The organism is Micromonospora sp. RP3T (genome assembly GCF_003027925.1).
Classification (GTDB): Bacteria; Actinomycetota; Actinomycetes; order Mycobacteriales; family Micromonosporaceae; genus Micromonospora.
Genome location: NZ_PYPS01000026.1, coordinates 63,868 through 84,224, shown reverse-complemented (window position 1 = coordinate 84,224; position 20,357 = coordinate 63,868). Strand labels below are relative to the sequence as shown.

Annotated in this window: 15 protein-coding genes; 5 read left to right on the top strand and 10 right to left on the bottom strand. The window is 75.2% G+C overall.

Annotation, left to right across the window (positions count from 1 at the left end):
- Positions 1–41: 41 nt before the first annotated feature.
- Positions 42–1,352 (top strand): peptidase C39 family protein, encoded by a 1,311-nt coding sequence (locus C8054_RS20930; protein ID WP_107159215.1) that lies wholly within the window; start codon positions 42–44, stop codon positions 1,350–1,352.
- Here C8054_RS20930 and C8054_RS20925 read toward each other — a convergent pair whose 3' ends face one another.
- Together C8054_RS20925 and C8054_RS20920 are read right to left on the bottom strand one after the other, a co-directional pair.
- Positions 1,353–2,651: a PQQ-binding-like beta-propeller repeat protein gene (locus tag C8054_RS20925; protein ID WP_107159212.1), complete on the bottom strand. Its 1,299-nt coding sequence runs from the start codon at positions 2,649–2,651 to the stop codon at positions 1,353–1,355.
- Positions 2,648–3,901, bottom strand: a complete 1,254-nt coding sequence (locus C8054_RS20920) for a PQQ-binding-like beta-propeller repeat protein (protein WP_107159284.1) — start codon at positions 3,899–3,901, stop codon at positions 2,648–2,650. The genes C8054_RS20925 and C8054_RS20920 overlap by 4 nt, the downstream gene beginning before the upstream one ends.
- Positions 3,902–3,980: 79 nt before the next feature.
- Here C8054_RS20920 and C8054_RS20915 point away from each other — a divergent pair, with 79 nt between their 5' ends.
- Positions 3,981–5,912: a hypothetical protein gene (locus C8054_RS20915; RefSeq protein ID WP_107159210.1), complete on the top strand. Its 1,932-nt coding sequence runs from the start codon at positions 3,981–3,983 to the stop codon at positions 5,910–5,912.
- A gap of 94 nt (positions 5,913–6,006) precedes the next feature.
- On the opposite strand, the gene C8054_RS20910 is transcribed toward C8054_RS20915, so the two are convergent.
- On the bottom strand, positions 6,007–7,797 hold the full coding sequence (locus C8054_RS20910; RefSeq protein ID WP_107159208.1) for a hypothetical protein: 1,791 nt from the start codon (positions 7,795–7,797) through the stop codon (positions 6,007–6,009).
- Entirely contained in the window at positions 7,755–9,476 is a 1,722-nt protein-coding gene (locus C8054_RS20905; protein WP_233219793.1) for a hypothetical protein, read from the bottom strand. The genes C8054_RS20910 and C8054_RS20905 overlap by 43 nt, the downstream gene beginning before the upstream one ends.
- A 327-nt stretch (positions 9,477–9,803) precedes the next feature.
- Between C8054_RS20905 and C8054_RS20900 the strand changes: the two genes are divergently transcribed.
- Positions 9,804–10,997, top strand: a complete 1,194-nt coding sequence (locus C8054_RS20900; RefSeq protein WP_107159282.1) for a hypothetical protein — start codon at positions 9,804–9,806, stop codon at positions 10,995–10,997.
- Positions 10,998–11,224: 227 nt separating this feature from the next.
- Here the strand turns inward: C8054_RS20900 and dxs are convergent, their stop codons facing one another.
- Genes dxs through C8054_RS20880 form a run of 4 tightly spaced genes read right to left on the bottom strand, consistent with a single transcriptional unit; the run spans position 11,225 to position 17,674 of the window.
- Entirely contained in the window at positions 11,225–13,171 is a 1,947-nt protein-coding gene (dxs, locus tag C8054_RS20895) for a 1-deoxy-D-xylulose-5-phosphate synthase (RefSeq protein ID WP_107159204.1), read from the bottom strand.
- A gap of 48 nt (positions 13,172–13,219) precedes the next feature.
- Positions 13,220–14,380, bottom strand: coding sequence for an anhydro-N-acetylmuramic acid kinase (locus C8054_RS20890; RefSeq protein WP_107159201.1), 1,161 nt, complete (start codon positions 14,378–14,380; stop codon positions 13,220–13,222).
- 13 nt (positions 14,381–14,393) lie between these two features.
- On the bottom strand, positions 14,394–15,632 hold the full coding sequence (locus C8054_RS20885; RefSeq protein ID WP_107159199.1) for a class I SAM-dependent RNA methyltransferase: 1,239 nt from the start codon (positions 15,630–15,632) through the stop codon (positions 14,394–14,396).
- Complete coding sequence (locus tag C8054_RS20880; RefSeq protein ID WP_107159197.1) at positions 15,629–17,674, bottom strand: APC family permease; 2,046 nt, start codon at positions 17,672–17,674, stop codon at positions 15,629–15,631. Before C8054_RS20880 ends, C8054_RS20885 begins: the two co-directional genes overlap by 4 nt.
- A gap of 157 nt (positions 17,675–17,831) precedes the next feature.
- Here C8054_RS20880 and C8054_RS20875 point away from each other — a divergent pair, with 157 nt between their 5' ends.
- Together C8054_RS20875 and C8054_RS20870 are read left to right on the top strand one after the other, a co-directional pair.
- Positions 17,832–18,497: a TrkA family potassium uptake protein gene (locus C8054_RS20875; RefSeq protein WP_107159279.1), complete on the top strand. Its 666-nt coding sequence runs from the start codon at positions 17,832–17,834 to the stop codon at positions 18,495–18,497.
- A gap of 3 nt (positions 18,498–18,500) precedes the next feature.
- On the top strand, positions 18,501–19,190 hold the full coding sequence (locus C8054_RS20870) for a TrkA family potassium uptake protein (RefSeq protein ID WP_107159195.1): 690 nt from the start codon (positions 18,501–18,503) through the stop codon (positions 19,188–19,190).
- A 6-nt stretch (positions 19,191–19,196) separates the two neighbouring features.
- Here C8054_RS20870 and C8054_RS20865 read toward each other — a convergent pair whose 3' ends face one another.
- Positions 19,197–19,880, bottom strand: a complete 684-nt coding sequence (locus C8054_RS20865; protein WP_107159193.1) for a DUF3159 domain-containing protein — start codon at positions 19,878–19,880, stop codon at positions 19,197–19,199.
- Entirely contained in the window at positions 19,877–20,257 is a 381-nt protein-coding gene (locus C8054_RS20860; RefSeq protein WP_107159277.1) for an OB-fold nucleic acid binding domain-containing protein, read from the bottom strand. Before C8054_RS20860 ends, C8054_RS20865 begins: the two co-directional genes overlap by 4 nt.
- Positions 20,258–20,357 lie beyond the last annotated feature (100 nt).

Below are 20,357 nucleotides of genomic sequence, written 5' to 3'. Positions count from 1 at the left end.
CGGCTGCCGGCCGGGCCGAGCCGAGCCGAGTGGAGCCGCCGATGACCGCCGCCGCCCCCGGCCGGGACGTCGCGTACCGCCGTTTCCGCTTCCCGGCGGACCGGGACCTGGGTCGCGCCACCGGACTCTCCGCCGGCCCGTCCGGGCTGACGCTCGACGCGGACCGCGCCACGCTCGACGCGGACGGGTCCACGGCTGACCCGCACGGCCGCACGCCCGACGCGGACGGGTCCACGCCCGACGCGGCGGCCGATCGGCCGGCGCGCCCCGATCGGGTTTCCGGGGCCGTCGCCGGAACCTGGACCTCGCCGGTGACGGAGGTCGGCTTCGCCGCCGCCGAGCTGGTGCCGTCCTGGACCGCCGACACGCCGCCCGGCTGCTGGCTCCGGGTCGAGGTACGCGGCTGGGCCGGCGACGCGGCCACCACCGACTGGTACGAGCTGGGCCACTGGGCGGCCGACGACGGCACGGTACGCCGCGCCTCGGTGCCCGGCCAGTCCGACGACCGGGCCCGGGTCGACGCGGACACGCTCCGGGTGACCGGGGCCCTGGTGACCGGCTGGCAGGCCCGGGTGACGCTGCTCCGCCGGCCCGACGCGCCGGCCGGCCCGGTGCTGCGCACGGTCGGCGTGGTGGCCAGCGCCGGCAGCCAGGTCCCGGTGGTCCCGCCGCCCGGGCACGTCGACGACGACCCGGCCGGCGGGGGCGGGCACGACGACGCCGAGGCGGCGGGCCGGGCGTGGGGGCGGGTGCTGGACGTGCCGCGTTACGCGCAGCGGCTGCACGCCGGCGGGGACACCCGCTGGGGTGGCGGCGGCGACTCCTGGTGCAGCCCCACCTGCGTGTCGATGGTGCTCGACTTCTGGGGCGCCGGCCCCACCCCGGACCGGTACGCCTGGGTCGACCCGCCCGGCCCCCGCCCGGTGGTGGTGCACGCCGCGCGGCACTGCTACGACCACGCGTACGCCGGGGCCGGGAACTGGCCGTTCAACACCGCGTACGCGGCGACGCACGGGGTGGACGCGTTCGTCACCCGGCTGCGCTCGCTGGCGGAGGCGGAACGGTTCGTGGCCGCCGGCATCCCGCTGGTCGTCTCGGCGGCGTTCACCAGTGGGCAGGTTCCCGGGCTGGACTACGACACCCGGGGCCACCTGATCGTGCTGGCCGGCTTCACCACCGACGGCGACCCGGTGCTCAACGACCCGTACGCGCCGGACGACGAACGGGTCCGCCGGACCGTGCCGCGCGCGCCGTTCGAGGCGGCCTGGCAGGCGGGCAGCGGTGGGATCGCGTACGTGCTGCGGCCGGAGACGGTGCCGCTGCCGGCGCCGCCCGCCCAGGCCAACTGGTGATCACCGCCGCGCCGGCCACACCGCCAGCCCGCCGGCCGGGCGCAGGCACACCAACGCCGCCCCGGCGTCCGCGCACTCGGCCCAGGAGCCGGGCAGGACCGCCCGCGGTCGCGCCTCGCCGGCCGGCACGTCCACCTCACCGACGAGCGTCCGGTCCCCGGCGAGGTGCCGGAGCCCGAGCAGCGCGAGCGACCGGCCGGACCCGTCGTCCCGCCCGCTGACCCGCCAGCGGCCCAGCCGCCCGAGCACCCGGCCGGTCGCCGGCTCCAGCACCGACAACTCCAGCTCCGGGCCGTCCCCCGCCTCGGCGGCGATCAGCCGGTCGCCGATCGGGCCGAATCCCGCCCACCGCTCGTCCGTCCAGGCCGGGCGGCCGGTGGCGGGGTCGAGCACCTGCGCGTCGCCGACCTGGTCGCGCAGGCAGACCATGCCGGCGCAGTCGGTGAACCACGACCCGGCGCGCGGGTCCACCGGCACGCTCCAGCGCCGGTCCAGCCGGTCCACCCCGTACGCGGTGATCTCGCCGGAGGCGCCCTCGACCAGCAACAGACCGGCGACGACCTGCGCGAAGCGGTAGGCGACACCGTCCGGCGCGGACGACACCCGGCCGGCGCCCACCTGGGTGCCGGAGTCCGCGTCGTGCACCGCCACCCGGCCGTCCGGCTCGATCAGCAGGAGCTGCGTCACGCCCCGGTCGTCCCGCCGGTACGCCACGCCCTGCGGGGGCACCGCCAGCGACCAGCGCGTCGCGCCGGAGGCCGGGTCGACGGCGAGCACCCGGCCCGTTCCGCCCGGCCGGGGATTCTCGAACAGCACCCCGCCGGAGGCGGTCGGGACCGGGTAGCCGACCTGCTGCCAGCGCACCGCGCCGGTCGCCGGGTCGAGCAGCGTGGCGCGCGCGTCCCCGACCCCGGTCGGGCTGCTCGACACCAGCAGGCCGCCGGCCGCGCCGGTCAGCCCCAGCACGTGGTCCCCGGCGGGCAGCGCGAACCGCCACGCCGGCGCGCCCGCGGTGAGCCGGTAGCCGGTGACCACCCGACCGCCCTGGTGGAGCGCGCTCGGACCGTCCGCCACCATCAGCCGGCCCGCCAGCACCACGAAGAGGGCATCCGGCGCGGCGGGCATCCGGACCGGTGCCGGCGGCCGGGCCGGCGCCGCCGCGCCGGCCAGCGTGAGCAGCAGGCACCCGAGCGCCACCGCGCGGACGGCCCGGCCCGGCGGTCGCCGCGGCGGCGCGGGGAGCGGCTCGTCGCCGTCCTCGGGCCGGCGTAGCTCACCCAGCTCGATGACCGGGCTCACGTCAGCCGCCGCACGACGAAGTCGCCGCTCCGCTCCCGGCAGACCAGCAGCGCCCGGCCGGCGGTGCAGTCGGTGCCGGTCAGCACGTCCCGCACCGCGGGTGGGCCGCCGGACAGGTCCGGCTCGGCGAGGAGCATCCGGTCGCCGCCCAGCGGCCGGGTCAGGAACAGCCGGTCACCGCTCTCGCCCTGCGGGAGCACGCTCCAGTCGCCGATCTCGGCGATCAGCCGCCCATCCGTCCCGTCCAGCACCGACAGGCCCTCGCCGCCCTCCCGGCCGGCGGCTACCAGCAGGCGACCGCCCTCGGCCCGGAGCACGCTCGACCACAGGTCGCTGGCCCAGCGCACCGCGCCGGTGGTCGGATCCAGCGCCCACATCCCGCCGGTCTGCCGGACGGCGCAGAGCAGTGACCCGCACGGTTCCAGGTGGCCGACCAGCGGCAGCTCGGCGGTCCAGCGCGGCCGGAGCGTGTCCATCTCGAAGGCGGTGACGACGTCGCCGGCCAACCGGGTCTCCAGAAACAGTCGGCCCGCGCCCTGCATGGCGCGCGCGCCGGGCACCTCCCCCGGATGCAGGTCGCGGGCGGCCAGCCGGGCGCCGGTCGCCGCGTCCAGCACCACCGTCTCACCGGCGGCCGGCAGCAGCAGGATCCGGTCCACCCCGGACCGGCCGTAGCTGAACTGCACGTCCCGACGGGTGGTGGGCACGGTCCAGAGCGTGCGCCCGTCGGCCACCGCCAGCCGGCGGACCGACTGGGGGCCCGGGCCGCCGGACGGGCGCAGCAGCAGCGCGTCGCCGGCCGGGAACACCACGCCGTCCTGCCGCCAGCGCGGCGCGCCGGTGCCCGCGTCGAACACCGTCGTCTCCCAGCGGGCGCCGTTTTCGGCCGGCCCGACGGCCAGCACCCGCCCGCCCTGCTCCCACACCACGACCACGTCGTCAACACCGTCCACCCGGGCCCGCCACCGCTCCCGCCCCACCCGGTAGGCGACGAGGTCCCAGCCCGGCTCAGAAGCGGCGCGCCGCACCACGTACACCCGGTCGTCGGCGAGGAACGCGGAGGCCCCGGTGCCGCCGCGGATCGTGACCGGCCCGGACCGGGCCGGCGGCGCGGCGGCGGCGAGCGTGACCAGCGCCACCAGCAGCGCCACCGCGACGCGGAACGGGCGGCCGACCGCCCGCGGCGGGCGGGGCGCGGTCTCCGGCGCCGCGTCGTCGCCGCGCAGCTCACCCAGATCGATGACGGTCACGACCACCCCTCTCCGCGCCGCCGGACCGCCGCCCGACCGTGACCGGACCGACGCCGGACCGCCTGTACGATGGCCCGTCGTGGCCGTGCCGGTGGTGGACCCCTCGCTGAACTCCTCATCCGTCGAGGTGGACGCCGTCCCGGCGGATCCGCCGCGACGGCCCCGTCGCCGGCCGGCCCGCGCCGACCTGCTGGCCCTCGGAGCCTATGCGTTGCTCGGCGTTCTCGTCTGCCTCAACTACTGGGGCGACGTGCAGCACCGGGTGTCCTCGCACCTGCCGACCGACCACAGCTGGTTCGAGTGGCTGTTCGCGCACGGCGCGTACTCGGTGCGGCACCTGGAGAACCCGCTGTTCACCGCCCGGCAGAACGCGCCGGACGGGGTGAACATGATGGCGAACACCTCGCTGCTCGGGGTGACGCTGCCGCTCGCGCCGCTGACCATGCTGCTCGGTCCACAGGTGATGTACGCGCTCTACCTGGGCGCGGCGTTGTCGGCGACCGCCGCGACGTCGTACTGGACGCTGTCGCGGCACCTGGTCCGCTCGCGCGGGGCGGCGTTCGTCGGCGGCGCGTTCCTCGGGTTCGCCCCGGGCATCGTGCACCACGCCAACGGGCAGCCGAACTTCGTGTCGAACTTCCTGCTCCCGCTGATCGTGTCCCGGGTGCTCCGGCTCGGCGAGCCGGGCCGCTGGCGGCGCAACGGGGTGGCGCTCGGGCTGCTGGTGGCGTACCAGATCTTCATCAACGAGGAGATGCTGCTGCTCACGGCGCTGGCCTGCCTGGTCGTCGTGCTGGCGTACGCGGTGCAACGGCCGCGCGAGACGCGGGCGCGGGCCGGGTCCTTCCTGGCCGCGATCTCCGTCGGCGGCGGGGTGGCGCTGCTGCTCACCGCGTACCCGATCTGGTTCCAGTTCAACGGCCCGCAGTCCTACCGGGGGTTGCAGGGCGGCGTCTTCCACAACTGGGGCGAGGACCTGATGGCCTTCGTCACGTTCGCCCGGGACACCGTGGCCGGGGACGAGGCAGTGGAGAAGACCATCGGCCTGACCGAGCAGAACACCTGGTTCGGCTGGCCGCTGGTACTGGTCGCGCTGGCCGCGCTGGCGCTGCTGGTCCGCCGGTCGGTGCCGGCCCGGATCCTGGCCGTGCTGGTGGTGCTCTTCACGATCGCCTCGATCGGGCCCGTGGTGCGGTTCGACGGCGCGGAGACGAGCGTGGCCGGCCCGTGGGCGTACGTGCCGGACGACCTGCCGCTCGTCGAGATGATGATGCCGACCCGGTTGAGCCTGGTGGTGGTGGCCGCCGTGGGTGTGCTGCTCGCGCTGGCCTGGGACGCGTTGTCCCGTGGTCGACGGCCCGGGACCGCCCAGGTGCCCGCACCCCGCGCCGGCGACCACGACAACGACCCGACCGACAGCGAGCGGACCGACGACGACCCGACCGACGCCGCACGGACCGACGCGGGCCGGACCGGATCCGGCCGGCGGCGGGCGCTGCGCCTGGCCGGGTACGCCGCGATCGTGGCCGCCCTGCTGCCGCTGGTCCCGCGCCCCCTGCCGGCGCAGCGGACGGACCCGCCGCCGCACTTCATCACCGCCGGTGGCTGGCGGCCGTTCGTGCCGGCCGGCCGGACGCTGGTGCCGGTACCGATCCCGAGCAACGTGCACGGGCTGCCGACGCTGCGCTGGAGTGCGCTGACCGGGCAGGAGTTCCCCATCCCGGGCGGCTACTTCATCGGCCCGAACGAGCTGGGCGAGGGCGTGTTCGGCGCCCCGAACCGCCCGACCAGCACGCTGATCTACGCCACCATGGACCGCAACGAACTGCCCGAGATCACCGCGGAGAACCGCCGGCAGGCCGTCGAGGACCTGCGCTTCTGGCGGGCGTCGGTGGTGGTGCTCGGCGCCGGGCCGCGCGAGGCGGTGCTGCGTGACCTGATGACCGCGCTGCTCGGCCCCCCGCAGCGGATCGACGACGTCTGGCTCTGGGACGTGCGCGACCGCGTGTAAGGCGGGGGCCCCGCTTAACGTTTTCGGTAGAGGCGGGGGCCCCGCTTAACACCCGCGTTAAGCGGGGCCCCCGCCTAACCGGCGGCGCGGGCGGTCAGCCACCGAGCAGCGCGCGGACGTCCCACAGGTGGCCGCCGGGGACGTCCCGCCCGGGCCCGACCAGGGCGTCCACGGTCGCGCGTACCGGGTCACCGGGTGACGAGTCGGCCTGCACCAGTGCCGCCGCCCGCCAGTGCCGCAGGTCCTCGACCGCCTGCCGGCGTTCCACGTCGCCCACCGGCGGCACCTGGCCGGCCTCGGCGGCCCGGCGCAGCAGCACCGACGTGGGACGGTCCGGCGCGCCCCACCGGGCGGTCGGGTCGGCGGCCGAGCGCGGCCCGATGAAGTAGCCGCCCGGCGCGTCGAAGGCCAGCCCGGCGCGCGCCGACCAGAACATGGCCGGGCTGACCGCCGCGCCGGTGACCGGTGGCACCGGCACCAGCGTCCGGCCCGGCGGGACGTACGCCCGCCAGTCGCCGCCGGTCACCACGGCCGGCACCGGCGGGACCGGCACGGTGCGGATCGGGGTCGGCACGAGCGGCAGCAGCGCGACGGCGACCGCGCCGGCCCACAGCGCCCGCCCGCGTCCGGGGCCGCCCGGGACGCGGTCCACCGCCAGCGCCAGCAGCACCCCCAGCACCGGTACGCAGACCAGCGCGAACCGCGCCGGCACCACCAGGTCCAGCAGCGGCACGCCGGCGAGCAGCCGGTACGGGCCGGGCAGCCCGGTGTCGTGCCGCCCCACGACCACCGTGGCGCCGAGCGACAGCAGCGCGAACAGCAGGCCGCACGCGGCGAGCGCGCGCACCAGCGGTCGCCGCCACAGCCGCACCGCCACCAGCAGCGCCAGCAACGGCAGGAACGGGCCGAAGAACGAATTCTGCTCGGTCGGGTTCGGCGACAGCAGCCCGGCCCGGTGGCCGTCCCCGCCCACGGTCTGCCGGGCGGTGGCGGTGAACGAGACCAGGTCCAACCGGTAGCCGCGGGTGTGGAACGGCATCCCGGTGTAGTGGCCGGGGCCGAGGAACTGGACCCACAGCGGGTACGCCAGCAGCACGCCGGCGACCAGCGCGCCGAGGCCCAGCCGGCGCGCCACCACGGGCGCCAGCCGGCGTGCGGTGTCCCGGTCGGCGAGCGCGTACGCCCCGGCCAGCACGCCGGTGGCCAGCGCCAGGAAGACCAGCACCTCCTCGCCGAGGAAGACCTGGTAGGTCACCGCGAGCCCGAGCAGCACGCCGTCGCGCCGGACCCGGTCGGTGGCCGGCCGGAACACCAGCGCGAGGATCACCGGCACCAGGAACTGGGCGGCCATGTGCAGGTGCGCCCCGGCCTGCGCCACCATGCCCGGGGCGAACCCGCAGACCAGCCCGCCGACCGCGGCGGCGGCCCGGGAGCGGACCAGCCGGCGGGCCAGCAGCGCGTACCAGGCGGTGGCGGTGCCGGCGAGGCTGAGCGCCACCGCGACGAGGAACGCCGCCTGGCTGCCGAACGCCACGGTGACCGGGGTGAGCGGCACGCCCAGCCCGAGCACGGAGGTGTTGGCCATCAGGTTCACCCCGTGCGGGGCGTTGAGCGCGGCGCTGTGCAGCGGGTTCTCGCCGTCGGTCACCGCGCGGGCGGCCCGGGCCAGCATCCATTCGAACAGCATCTGGTCGCCGGCCTGGTGGAACAGCCGCTCCGGGCGGCGCCACTGGTCGGTGGTGAGCAGCACGGCCAGGGCGAGGTAGCCGGCCACCACGAGCGCGTCGACCGGCCGGGGCCACCACCGCCGCCGGGGCGCGGGCCCGGGGCGGGCCGCCGGGCTCAGGCGGACCGGTCGGTCAGTTTCCGGACGTCCCACACCCACACGTCCAGCTCCTGCCGGGCCGGCCCGACCAGTTGCTCCACGGTGCGCCGCAGCGGCTCGGCGTTCTGCTCGTCCAGCGGCAGCACCACCACCGCCGCGTTCCAGTGCCGCAGCTCGTCCAGGAAGCGACGGCGCTGCCGGTCGTCGAGTTTCGGCGTACGCCCGGTGGACGCCACGTCGGCCAGCAGCTCGCCGATGCCGCTACGCCGGCCGCCGAAGCGACCCGGGTCGCCGGTGACGCCGTTGCGCGGCGCGAGGAAGTAGCCGCCGGGAATCTTGAACGCCAGGTCGGTGCTGGCCGCCCAGCGCATCGGGTCGGTGTTGCCCATCGCCGGAACCGGCACGGAGACCAGCGTCTGGTCCGGCCCGACGTACTGCCGCCACCGGTCGGCGGTGATGAACTCCGGCACCGGCGGTCGGGTGGTGACGCGCAGCGGCATCGGCGCGATCGGCAGCAGCGCGAAGACCAGGCCGGCGGCGGTCAGCGTCCGCGCGGTCCGCCGCTGGACGCCGCGCAGCACCCAGGCGCTGCGCACCGCGTACGCCAGCAGGATCGCCACCGTCACGCTGGTGATCAGGCCGAACCGGGTCGGCACCACGGCGTCCAGCAGCGGCAGCCGCACCAGCAGCTCCCACGGGCCGGTCACCAGTTCCCGGTCCCACCAGGAGATCCGCTCACCGAGCGAGAGCACCGCGAAGAACAGCCCGGTCGCGGCCAGCGCCCGGACCATCACGTCCCGGCGCAGCCAGACGACGATGCCGACGGCCAGCAGCGACAGGCTCCAGCCGAAGAACGCGTTCTCCTCCGAGTAGTTCGGGGCCAGGTTGACGTTGGCCCGCTCGTTGCCGCCGAACGTGGGCGAGCCGGGGGCGACGAACGCGGCGATGTCGTTGCCGTAGTCGCGGACCGCGTCGCTGAGCCCGTGGTACGCCATCGGGCCGGCGAACTGCACCCAGAGCGGGTACGCCAGCAGCGCGCCGGCCAGCACCGCGCAGACCGCCAGGCCGGCGCCGAGCGGTCGCCACGCGGTGGCCCACCGGTCCCGCTGCTGCACCAGCACGGCGATCAGGAACACCCCGAGCGCCAGCGCGGTGAAGAGCAGGATCTCCTCGTTGATGAACGCCTGCACGACGACCAGCAGGGCGAGCAGCGCGCCGTCGCGGACCGGTCGGACCGACCGGGTCAGCACCAGCACCCGCCAGACGATGAACGGCAGCAGGAACTGGCTGATGATGTTCGGGTGCCAGTTGGCGTGCGACAGCATCGCCGGCGAGAACCCGCAGAACCAGGCGCCGACCGCGGCGGCCGGCCGGTGCCGGACCAGGTGCCGGGAGAGCACCCGGTACCAGGCGGCGGCGGTGCCGCACAGGCCGAGCGTGACCAGCGTGACGAAGGAGACCGCCGGTCCGAACAGGAGCGTGACCGGCACCATCGGGATGCCGAGCGCCAGGATGGCGGTGTTCGCCATCAGGTTGACCCCGTCGGGGTAGTTGAACTGCTCGGTGAAGAACGGGAACTCGCCGTGCAGCACCACCCGCACCGAGTGGGCGAGGAAGAACTGCACCTGGGCGGGGTCGCTGCTGTAGAGCGCGGCCACCCGGCCGGCCGGGTCGGCCCAGATGCCGCTGGTCACCCAGATCGCGGCGAGCAGGAAGGCGGCGTACACCACCAGGTCGATGCGGCGGCGCGTCCACCGCCACCGCCACCGGCGGCGCGCGGCCGGCGCGGCGTCCTCGGTGGCGGGTGCGGCCGGCGGTTCGGTCCGGGTGACCGGCGGTGGGGGGTCGAGGGTGACGGATCGGGAGCCCGTCGGGGCGGCGGCGACCGGCGTCGAGGCGCCGCGGGTCTCGGCAGGCGTCACAGTCGGCGGAGTCTACCGGAGCCGGATATTGAGTCACGAATCGCACGTCACGTTCCGCGACGAACGGGTGAGCCGGGCTCCGCCCGGTGACCGCACGTCTCGTACCATGTGGGCTTCCGACCGACGACCGGCGAGGGGATCAGTGTGGTTTCAGCCCGCCGAAACGCGGTGACGGGCGCCGCGCTGGCAGCGTTGGCGCTGGCCACAGCCGGTTGCGGGCCGGTGACCGAGCGGCAGCCGACGGCCCTGCGGGTCGGCTACGACAGCCGGGACGGCTCGCTCGCGGTCTGGCCGCCGCGCGGCAGCCTCGCCGGTGACGCCGCCGCCACCGAAGCGATCACCGCTGCGGTGCGTGACTGGCGCTCACCTGTCGACGACCGGGTCCACCTGCCCTCCTCCGGCATCCTCTTCTCCGGCGAGGTGGCCGGCGCGCCGCTGGCGCTGGTCGCCGCCGACGTGCCCGGCGAGGCCGCGTCCTGGCTGCTGCAACTGGACCGGGACGGGCAGCGGTGGCGGGTGTCGCACGCCACCGAGTACACCGAGGCCGGCTACCTGGTCTACGCCGACGTGCTGCCGGTCCGGCAACCCGCCGGGCGCCGCTACCTCACCTCCGCCCGCGTCGAACGCCTGCTCGGCCCGGACGGCCGCACGGTGCCCGGCGCCGACGGCATCACCGAGCCGGTCGCGGTGCCGGCCTGCCGGGCCGTCGAGCTGACCGCGACGCTGCGGCCCACGCCGTCGCTGCCGCGCGGCCGGGCCGCGGACCGCGTCCTCGACCTGGGTACGGCCACCGAAGCGCCCCGCTACCCGCTGGTACGCGACGAGACCGGCGCTGGCAAACGCGCCCTGACCGGCCTGGACACCTGCGCGCTGGCCGGCGGGCGGGGCCCGTTCGGCAGCGTCCCGCGCCGTCTCGGCGACCGGGAGGCGCCCCGTTCCGTGCCCGAGTCCTGGCCGATGGCGAAGATCGCCACGCGCTCGCTGGGCGAGGTGGCGCTCGGCGACGGGGAGCCGGGCGACCTGGAGCAGTTGAGTTGGGACAGTCCCACCGGGACGATGACCGCCGTGCTCTACCGGCCGGCCGGCGGCGGCACGCCGGTGGTCTCCCCCGCCGACCGGTCCACCACGCTCCAGGCGTACCCGCTGCCGGTGCCGGGCCAGCCGCTCGCGGTGCTCACCTGGCGCACCCGGGACGCCTCGTTCGCCGCCCCGCCGGGCACCACCCGCCTGGTCGACCGTCCGGGTCTGGTGGTGGTCGAGCAGACCGACGCCAAGCAGACGTTCAGCCTGGCCGGCACCGAGAAGACCTGGTACCGCTCCCTCTCCTCCCCCCGCTGACCCGCCGTCCTCGTCGTCGCCCTAGATCTTGGAAAGAAATGGCCCCCGGAGGGGCACTTTGCTTCCAAGATCTTGTGCGGCGCGGCGATGGCGGCCGTCCAACCCACTCGAACGTCCATGCGCCATCCCTCCCGCATCCGCTCCGCACCGCCGACGTGGCGGTGGTCACCGGAACAGCGTTCGGGCGGCCCCGCGACAGCGGGACCGCCCGAACACAGTGACCAGGATCAGTTCTGCGCGGTGGCCCCGTCGGTGGCCGGGTCGACCGGGGCGGCGTCCAGGCCGGAGATCCAGCCGGTGACGTCGCGCGCCACGTCCTGCGCGGTCAGCCCCAGGTCGGCGAGGATCTGCGCGCGGGTGCCGTGCGGGTGCCAGTCGGCGGGTACGCCGAGGTCGCGGACCGGCACGCGGACGTCGGCGTCGCGCATGGCCTGGGCCAGCGCGGAGCCGACGCCGCCGACCCGGACGCCGTCCTCGACGGTGACCACCAGCCGGTGTCCGGCGGCCAGCTCGACCAGCTCGGCCGGGATCGGGCGCACCCAGCGCGGGTCGACCACGGTGACGCCGTAGCCCTGCTCGGCGACCCGGGACGCGACCTCCATGCCGAGGCCGGCGAACGAGCCGACCGCGACCAGCAGCACGTCGGTACGCGCCGACTCGGCCAGCACGTCGACCGGGCCGACCCGGCGCACGGCCGGCAGGTCGGCGGCGACGGTGCCGCTCGGGAAGCGCAGGATGGTCGGGCCGTCGTCGACGGCGATCGCCTCGCGCAGCTCCTCACGCACGGTGGCCGAGTCGCGGGGCGCGGCGATCCGCAGGCCGGGCACCACGCCGAAGACCGACATGTCCCAGATGCCGTAGTGGCTGGGCCCGTCCGGGCCGGTGATGCCGGACCGGTCCAGCACGAACGTGACCGGCAGCTTGTGCATCGCCACGTCCAGCAGGACCTGGTCGAACGCCCGGTTGAGGAACGTCGCGTAGACCGCGACCACCGGGTGCAGGCCGCCCATGGCCAGGCCGGCCGCGGACGTGGCGGCGTGCTGCTCGGCGATGCCCACGTCGTAGACCCGCTCCGGGTACTTGCGGGCCAGCGTGGCGATGCCGGTGGGCTCCGCCATGGCGGCGGTGATGCCGACCACGTCGGGGCGCTCGTCGGCGATCGCCACCAGCTCGTTGGCGAACACGTGGGTCCACTTCACCGACGGCGCGGCGACGAGCTGGCCGGTCTCCACGTCGAACGCGCCGCCGGGGCCGTGCAGGCAGTCGGCCTCGTCGTCCTCGGCGGGACGGTAGCCGTAGCCCTTGCGGGTGACCGCGTGCACGATCACCGGGCCGCCGAAGTTCTTCGCCGCGCGCAGCGCCGCCTCGACCGCCGGCACGTCGTGGCCGTCGACCGGGCCGACGTACTTGATGCCGAGGTCCTCGAACATGGCCTGCGGGGCGACCGCGTCCTTGATGCCCTTCTTGACCGCGTGCAGCACCTCGTACATCGGCTTGCCGACGAACGGCGTGTTGCCCAGCGCGTCCTTGACGGTGTCGAGCACCTTCTCGTAGCCGGGGTTGAGCCGCAGCGACGACAGGTGGTCGGCGAGGCCGCCGATGGTCGGCGAGTAGGACCGACCGTTGTCGTTGACCACGATGATCAGCGGGTTGCCGGCGGTGGCGATGTTGTTGAGCGCCTCCCAGCACATGCCGCCGGTGAGCGCGCCGTCGCCGACCACGGCCACCACGGAGCGCTTCTCGCCGCGCAGCGCGTACGCCTTGGCCAGGCCGTCGGCGTACGACAGGGCGGTGGAGGCGTGCGAGTTCTCGATCAGGTCGTGCTCGCTCTCCGCCTGGCTGGGGTAGCCGGAGAGGCCACCGCGCTGGCGGAGCTTGTCGAAGCCCTCCTGCCGGCCGGTGAGGATCTTGTGCACGTACGCCTGGTGGCCGGTGTCGAACAGGAGCCGGTCGCGCGGGGAGTCGAACACCCGGTGCATGGCCAGCGTGAGCTCGACGACGCCGAGGTTGGGGCCGATGTGTCCGCCGGTGCGGGAGACCTTGGCGATCAGAAAGTCACGGATCTCGGCACCGAGGATGTCCAGCTGCTCGGCGGTCATCCGCTTCACGTCCTGCGGGCCGTGGACGGTGCCCAGCAGCCGACCGTGGTTGGCCGTGCCCTCTTCAACACTCATGACCGGAGAGTCTATCGGGCGTGGCACAGTCCGCAGCCGAGCCGTGGCTCAGGACGCCACCGTCAGCCGACGGGGTGGCGTCGGGCTCGGCGCCCCGAACGGCGGGCCGGCCGGGGTCCAGGAGCCGAGCACCGCGGCCCGGGACGCACCGGTCACCGACGGCACCGCGCCGGGCAGCCCGTGCCAGCTCAGCCAGCCCAGCAGCGCGAACGCGTACGCCTCCTTGGCCTGCGCCGGGACGCCCAGCTCGTCGGTGGTCCGCAGCCGCCAGCGACCGGTGCCGAGCGCGGCCAGCCGGGCTCGGAGTGTGGGATTACGCACTCCCCCGCCGGCGGCCACCACCTCGGTGACCCGGTGCCGGTCGCACGCGTCGGCGACCGTGCGGGCGGTCAGTTCGGTGAGCGTGGCCAGCACGTCGTCGGCGGCCACCGGCTCGCCGAGCGCGGCCAGCGCGGCGTCCAGGTAGCCGCCGTGGAACAGCTCCTTGCCCGTCGACCTGGGCGGCGGCGCGGCGTAGTACGGCTCGGCGAGCAGCCGATCCAGCAGTGCACCGTGCACCCGGCCGGCGGCGGCGCGCGCCCCGTCGACGTCGCAGGGACGACCCAGGAAGCGCCGGGCGGCGGCGTCCAGCAACGCGTTGGCCGGGCCCACGTCGTACCCGAGGACCGGTGCCCCGGGCGCGACCACGGTGAGGTTCGCGATCCCGCCCAGGTTCAGGGCCGCCCGAGGGCCGCCGGCCGCGTCGAGCAGCAGCGCGTCGAACGCCGGGACCAGCGGCGCACCCTGCCCGCCGGCCGCCACGTCCGCCGAGCGCAGGTCGTGCAGCACCGGTACGCCGACGCGCGCGGCGACCCGGGCCGGCGCGCCGAGCTGGAGCGTGCCGCGCGCCCGGCCGGCCTCGACCCAGTGGAAGACGGTCTGGCCGTGGGACACGACCGCGTCGACGGTGCCGCCGGCCAGTTCGACGCCGACGGCCGCCGCCTCGGCGAACACGTCGCCGAGCCGGTTGTCGAGCCGGCAGACCGCCTCGATCGTGGTGGCCGCCGGCGGCAGCAGCGCCTCGATCCGCGCCCGCAGCTCGTCCGGGTACGCCAGCTCACGGTGCCCGAGCGGCCGTAGCCGCAGCGTGTCCCCGTCGAGCGTGAACTCGCCGGCGGCCACGTCCACCCCGTCGTACGACGTCCCCGACATCAACCCGACGATCTTCATCGGGCCAGGCTAGTCACTGTGCCGGGGGCAGGAACAGGCCGACCAGCTCGACGTGCTGGGTCATCGGGAACAGGTCGAACCCGCGCAGCGCGGCCAGCCGCCAGCCCGCCTCGACGAACGTGCGCACGTCTCGGGCGAAGGCGGCCGGGTCGCAGGCCACGTACGCCACCGCCCGCGGGTCGGCGGCCACCACGCCGCGGACCACCGCCGCGCCCGCGCCGGAGCGCGGCGGGTCGAGCACCACCAGGTCGACCGGCCCGGTGACCCGGCGGCGGGCCAGCGCGGTCTCCACCCGGGCCGCGACCACCTCCACGGCGGCCAGGTCGGCCAGGTTCGTCCGGGCCGCGGCCACCCCGTCCGGAGCGGACTCGACAACCGTCACCCGGGCCCCGTCGACCCGGCCGGCGAGCGCGGCGGCGAACAGCCCGGCCCCGCCGTACAGGTCCCAGGCGGTCTCGCCGGGACGCGGGTCGAGCAGGTCCAGCACGGCGCCGACCAGGGCGTCCGCCGCGGCCGGGTGCACCTGCCAGAAGCCGGACGCGGGCAGCGTGAACGACCGCCCGGCCGCCGTCTCCCGGACCCGCTCCGGCCCGCGCACGGCGGTGGGCACCCCGTCGGCGTACGCGAGCACGGTGACGTCCCCGCCGGTGCTGGCGACCGCCTCCACCGCGTCGGCGTCCGGCCAGCGCGTCCCGGTGGGCGGCAGCACCGGCAGCTCCCGGATCGCCGGATGGGCGATCAGGCAGCTGTCGATCGGCACCACCTCGTGCGAGCGGTGCTTGAGCAGCCCGGCCCGGTCGGCGGCGTCGACCGCGTAGCGGACCCGGGAGCGCCAGCCCAGCGGCCCGCCGGGCAGCGCCTCGACCCGGACGCCGAGCGCGTCCACCTGCGCGTCGGTGAGCCGGCCCAGCCGGGTGAGCTGCTCGCGCACCACGGCGAGCTTCCAGTTGAGCTGGGCGGCCGGGGCGACGTGCTGGAGGTCGCAGCCGCCGCACCCGCCCGGCCGGGCGTACGGGCAGGGCGGGGTGACCCGGTCCGGCGAGGCGTCGAGGATCTGCACCGCGTCGGCGCGGGCGAAGCCCCGGTGCAGCTCGGTCACCTCGGCCACCACCCGCTCGCCGGGCAGCGCGTGCCGGACGAAGACCACCTGGCCGTCGACCCGGGCCACGCAGTGCCCGCCGGGGGCGACCGCGTCGACGGTCAGCTCGACCCGCTCGGCCTCCACCAGCCCGGGCCGCGGATCCGCGCTCATGACCGACCCTCGGGCTCGGAGGGCGTGGCGTCGACGGGCGGCGGCAGGGTGCTGCGCGGCGCGACCCGGGGGCCGCGTGCCGGCCCGCGGCTGAGCGTGGCGTCCAAGCGGTCCAGGTTCTTGCTGGCGGTGGACGCGAGCTGCCAGGGCACGCTGGTCACCATCACGCCCGGTTCGAACAGCAGCCGGCCCTTGAGCCGCAGCGCGCTCTGGTTGTGCAGCAGGTTCTCCCACCAGCGGCCCACCACGTACTCCGGGATGAAGACGGTGACCACGTCGCGCGGCGACTCCCGGCGGACCGAGGACACGAAGTTGAGGATCGGCCGGGTGATCTCCCGGTACGGGGAGTCGATCACGGTCAGCGGCACCGGCAGCTCCCGCCGTTCCCAGTCGGCCTGGAGGTCCCGGGTGTCCTTCTCGTCCACGTTGACGGTCACCGCGGTGAGCGTGTCCGGCCGGGTGGCCCGGGCGTACGCGACGGCCCGCAGCGTGGGCTGGTGCAGCTTGCTGACCAGCACGATGGCGTGGTTGCGGGCGGGCAGCACGGCCCGCTGCTCGGTCGGCTCCAGCTCCGCGGCGACCCGGTCGTAGTGCCGGCGGATGCCCAGCATGACCACGTACATCACGGCCATCGCGACGATCGCGATCCAGGCGCCGAGCAGGAACTTGGTGACCAGCACGATGACCAGCACCACACCGGTCATCGCCATGCCGAACGCGTTGATGGCCCGGGACCGGATCATCCGCCGCCGCGCCTGGAGGTCCCGCTCGTTGCGCAGGTGCCGGTTCCAGTGCCGGATCATGCCGGCCTGGGAGAGCGTGAACGAGACGAACACGCCGACGATGTAGAGCTGGATGAGCCGGGTCACCTCGGCCTGGAAGCCGACGATGAGCACCACCGCGGAGACGGCGAGGAAGACGATGCCGTTGGAGAACGCCAGCCGGTCGCCCCGGGTGTGCAGCTGCCGGGGCAGGTAGCGGTCCTGCGCGAGGATCGAGCCGAGCACCGGGAAGCCGTTGAACGCGGTGTTCGCGGCCAGGAACAGGATCAGCGCGGTCATCCCGGCGACCACGTAGAGCAGCACCGAGCCGCCGCCGAACACGGTCTCGCCGAGCTGCACGGTGACCGTCTTCTGCACGTACCCGTCCGGACCGGAGACGATCTGGCTGGGGCTCTCGACGTACTGCAGGCCGGTCCGGCGGGCCAGCAGGATGATGCCGACCAGCATGGTGACCGCGATGCCGCCGAGCAGCAGCAGCGTGGTGGCCGCGTTCTTCGACTTCGGCGACTTGAACGCGGGTACGCCGTTGGAGATCGCCTCCACGCCGGTGAGCGCCGCGCAGCCGGAGGAGAACGTGCGCAGCAGCAGGAAGATCAACGCGAATCCGGTGACGCTGTGCTCGGCGTGGATCTCCAGGCCGGCGCTCGGCGCGCGCAGGTCGTCGCCGAGCACGAAGATCCGCACCGCGCCGGTCAGCAGCATGCCGCCGATGACGATGACGAAGCCGTAGGTGGGGATGGCGAACGCGGTGCCCGACTCGCGCAGGCCGCGCAGGTTGATCGCGGTGAGCAGCACCACCGCGCTGACCGCGATGAGCACCTTGTGGGTGGCCACGAACGGCACCACCGAGCCGAGGTTCGCCACCCCGGAGGAGACCGACACGGCGACCGTCAGCACGTAGTCCACGAGCAACGCGCTGGCCACCGCGAGACCGGCCCGCGGACCGAGGTTGACGGTGGCCACCTCGTAGTCGCCGCCGCCGGACGGGTAGGCGTGCACGTTCTGCCGGTAGCTCGCCACCACGGTGAGCATCACCACGACGACGGCGAGCGCGACCCACGGCGAGAAGAAGTACGCGGAGGCGCCCGCGATGGAGAGCGTCAGCAGGATCTCGTCCGGCGCGTACGCCACGCTGGAGAGCGCGTCGGACGCGAAGACCGGCAGCGCGATGCGCTTCGGCAGCAGGGTGTGCTGGAGGCGGTCGGACCGGAACGGTCGACCGAGGAGGAGTCGCTTCAGCAGCGAGGTGGGGCTGGCCACAACCGACAAGCGTACGGCCACCCGGCGCGGGACGGTGGGGTGGCTGATCACCGCCGCGCGCGCCCGCGCGGTACCGTCGGTGCCCCGCCGGGCGCGGGGACGTGGCAGGCTCGCAGACGACGGGTCGGCGGGCGGCACCGTGGGAGGAGCGGACACCGTGCATGTCGTGATCATGGGCTGCGGCCGGGTCGGGTCGACCCTGGCGCACAGCCTGGAGTCCCGGGGGCACTCGGTGGCGGTGATCGACCAGGACGCGGACGCGTTCCGCCGACTCGGGCCCGACTTCGCCGGCATCACGGTCACCGGCGCCGGCTTCGACGGCGAGGTGCTGCGCGAGGCCGGCATCGAGCGGGCCGACGCGTTCGCCGCGGTCTCCAGCGGCGACAACTCCAACATCATCTCGGCCCGGCTGGCCCGCGAGACGTTCGGCGTCTCCCGGGTGGCGGCCCGGATCTACGACCAGCGCCGCGCCCAGGTCTACGAGCGCCTCGGCATCCCGACCGTGGCGACCGTCCGGTGGACCGCCGACCGGATGCTGCGCCACCTGGTCCCCGAGGGGAACGTGGAGATCTTCCGCGACCTGACCAGCACCGTGTCGATCGTCGAGGTGCCGGTGCACAAGGACTGGATCGGCCGGCCGTTGCGGCAGCTCGAGGAGTCCGCCGGCGCCCGGGTCGCCTACCTGACCCGCTTCGGGATCGGCACGCTGCCCACCGCCTCCACCGTGGTGCAGGAGGGCGACCAGGTCTTCATGCTGGTGACCGACGACATCGTCGCCTCGGTCACCTCGGTGGCGGCGGCGCCGCCGGAAGGGGGGCACTGAGTCATGCGGATCGCCATCGCCGGCGCCGGCAACGTGGGCCGCTCGATCGCCCAGGAGCTGATCGACAACGGCCATCAGGTGATGCTGATCGAGCGGCAGCCGAAGATGCTGCGGCCCGACCGGGTACCGACCGCCGACTGGGTGCTGGCCGACGCGTGCGAGCTGGCCAGCCTGGAGGAGGCCAACGTGGCCGGCTGCGACGTGGTGGTCGCGGCCACCGGCGACGACAAGGTCAACCTGGTGGTCTCGCTGCTGGCCAAGACCGAGTTCGCGGTGCCCCGGGTGGTGGCCCGGGTCAACCGGGCGGAGAACGAGTGGCTGTTCACCGAGCAGTGGGGCGTGGACGTCGCGGTCAGCAAGCCGCGGGTGATGGCCGCGCTGGTCGAGGAGGCGGTGACCGTCGGCGACCTGGTCCGGCTGATGACGTTCCGGCAGGGCGAGGCGAACCTGGTGGAGATCACCCTGCCGCCGACCGCGCCCTACGTGGGGCAGCCGATCCACGCGGTGCCGATCCCCCGGGACGCGGCGCTGGTGGCGATCCTGCGCGGCAAGCGGGTGCTGGTGCCCACCCCGGACGACCCGATCGAGGCCGGCGACGAGCTGGTGTTCGTGTGCACCGCCGAGGTGGAGGACGAGGTGCGCGCCGTGATCCTCGGGCCGGACAGCACCGATCGGTTGCGCGAGCGCTCCTGAGCGGGCTCAGGCGCCGGGCAGCGGGGTGGCGCCGGCGCCCTCCCGGGTGACCCGGCGCACCGCCCAGACGGTGATCAACAGCAGCAGCGCGTACGGCGGGTAGCCCAGGGCGAGCCGGGCCACGCCGAGCGCGGTGTCCTGGTGGGCCAGGTAGAGCCCGGCCTGCACGCCGACCTTGGCCAGCCACACCACGCCCCAGAGCACGGTGAGCTGGGTGAAGGTGCGCACCAGCCTGGGGTCGTCGCGCCACTCGGAGCGGCCCTTGGCGACCAGCACCGACCAGATCCAGCCGACCAGCGGCTGCCGGATCGCGGCGGAGAGCAGCAGCGCCAGGCCGTAGCCGATGCCGTAGAGGATGCCGGGGAGGTAGAAGTCCCGCTCGTTGCCGGTCCGCCAGGCGATGGCCGCGCCGATGCCGACGCCGAACAGCCCGTTGACCGCGTGTCGCACCGGCCGGCGCTGGATCAGCCGGAGCACGGCGATCAGCAGCGCCACCGCGACCGAGGCGATCACGGCGGGGCGCAGCTCGCCCACCACGTTGGCGATCACGAAGACCACCACCGGGATGCTCGACTCGACCAGGCCGCGCCAGCCGCCGAGCTGGTCGGCCATCTGCTCGGCGATGCTGGGCAGCCGCTCCTCGTCCTGCGGGTCGAGGCCCGACGGGGTGTGCTGCTGTCCGGTCGTCACTTCGGCGGCTCCAGCTCGTAGTACGGGTTGTAGATCACCTTGCGGTCGTCCCGCACGGCCACCCGGCCGTGGGCGGTGAGGTGCCGGCCCGGCTCGATCCCGGCGATGTGCCGCCGGCCCAGCCAGACGAGGGTGACCACGTCGTTGCCGTCGTAGAGGTCGGCCTCCAGCGTGGGCAGGTTGGTGCGCGGCGTGTAGACCACGGTGCGCAGCCGCCCGGCCACCGAGACCACCTGACCACGGTTGCACTGGTGGGTGGGGGTGCCGCCGGATTCGGCGCTCTCCCGGCGCAGCTCCTGCGCCTCGATCTCGGCCTCGCTCGCGGTGAACCGTTGCAGCAGCCGCCGCAGCGACACCCGGCCCTGGTCGGTCGTCATGACCTCCGCGTCACCTCTCCGCGCCGGGGTCCCGCGGATGGCGGAACCGTCCCGCCAGCGTACGCCGGTCCGGCCGGCCGGCGGGACCGGCGGCACGCCG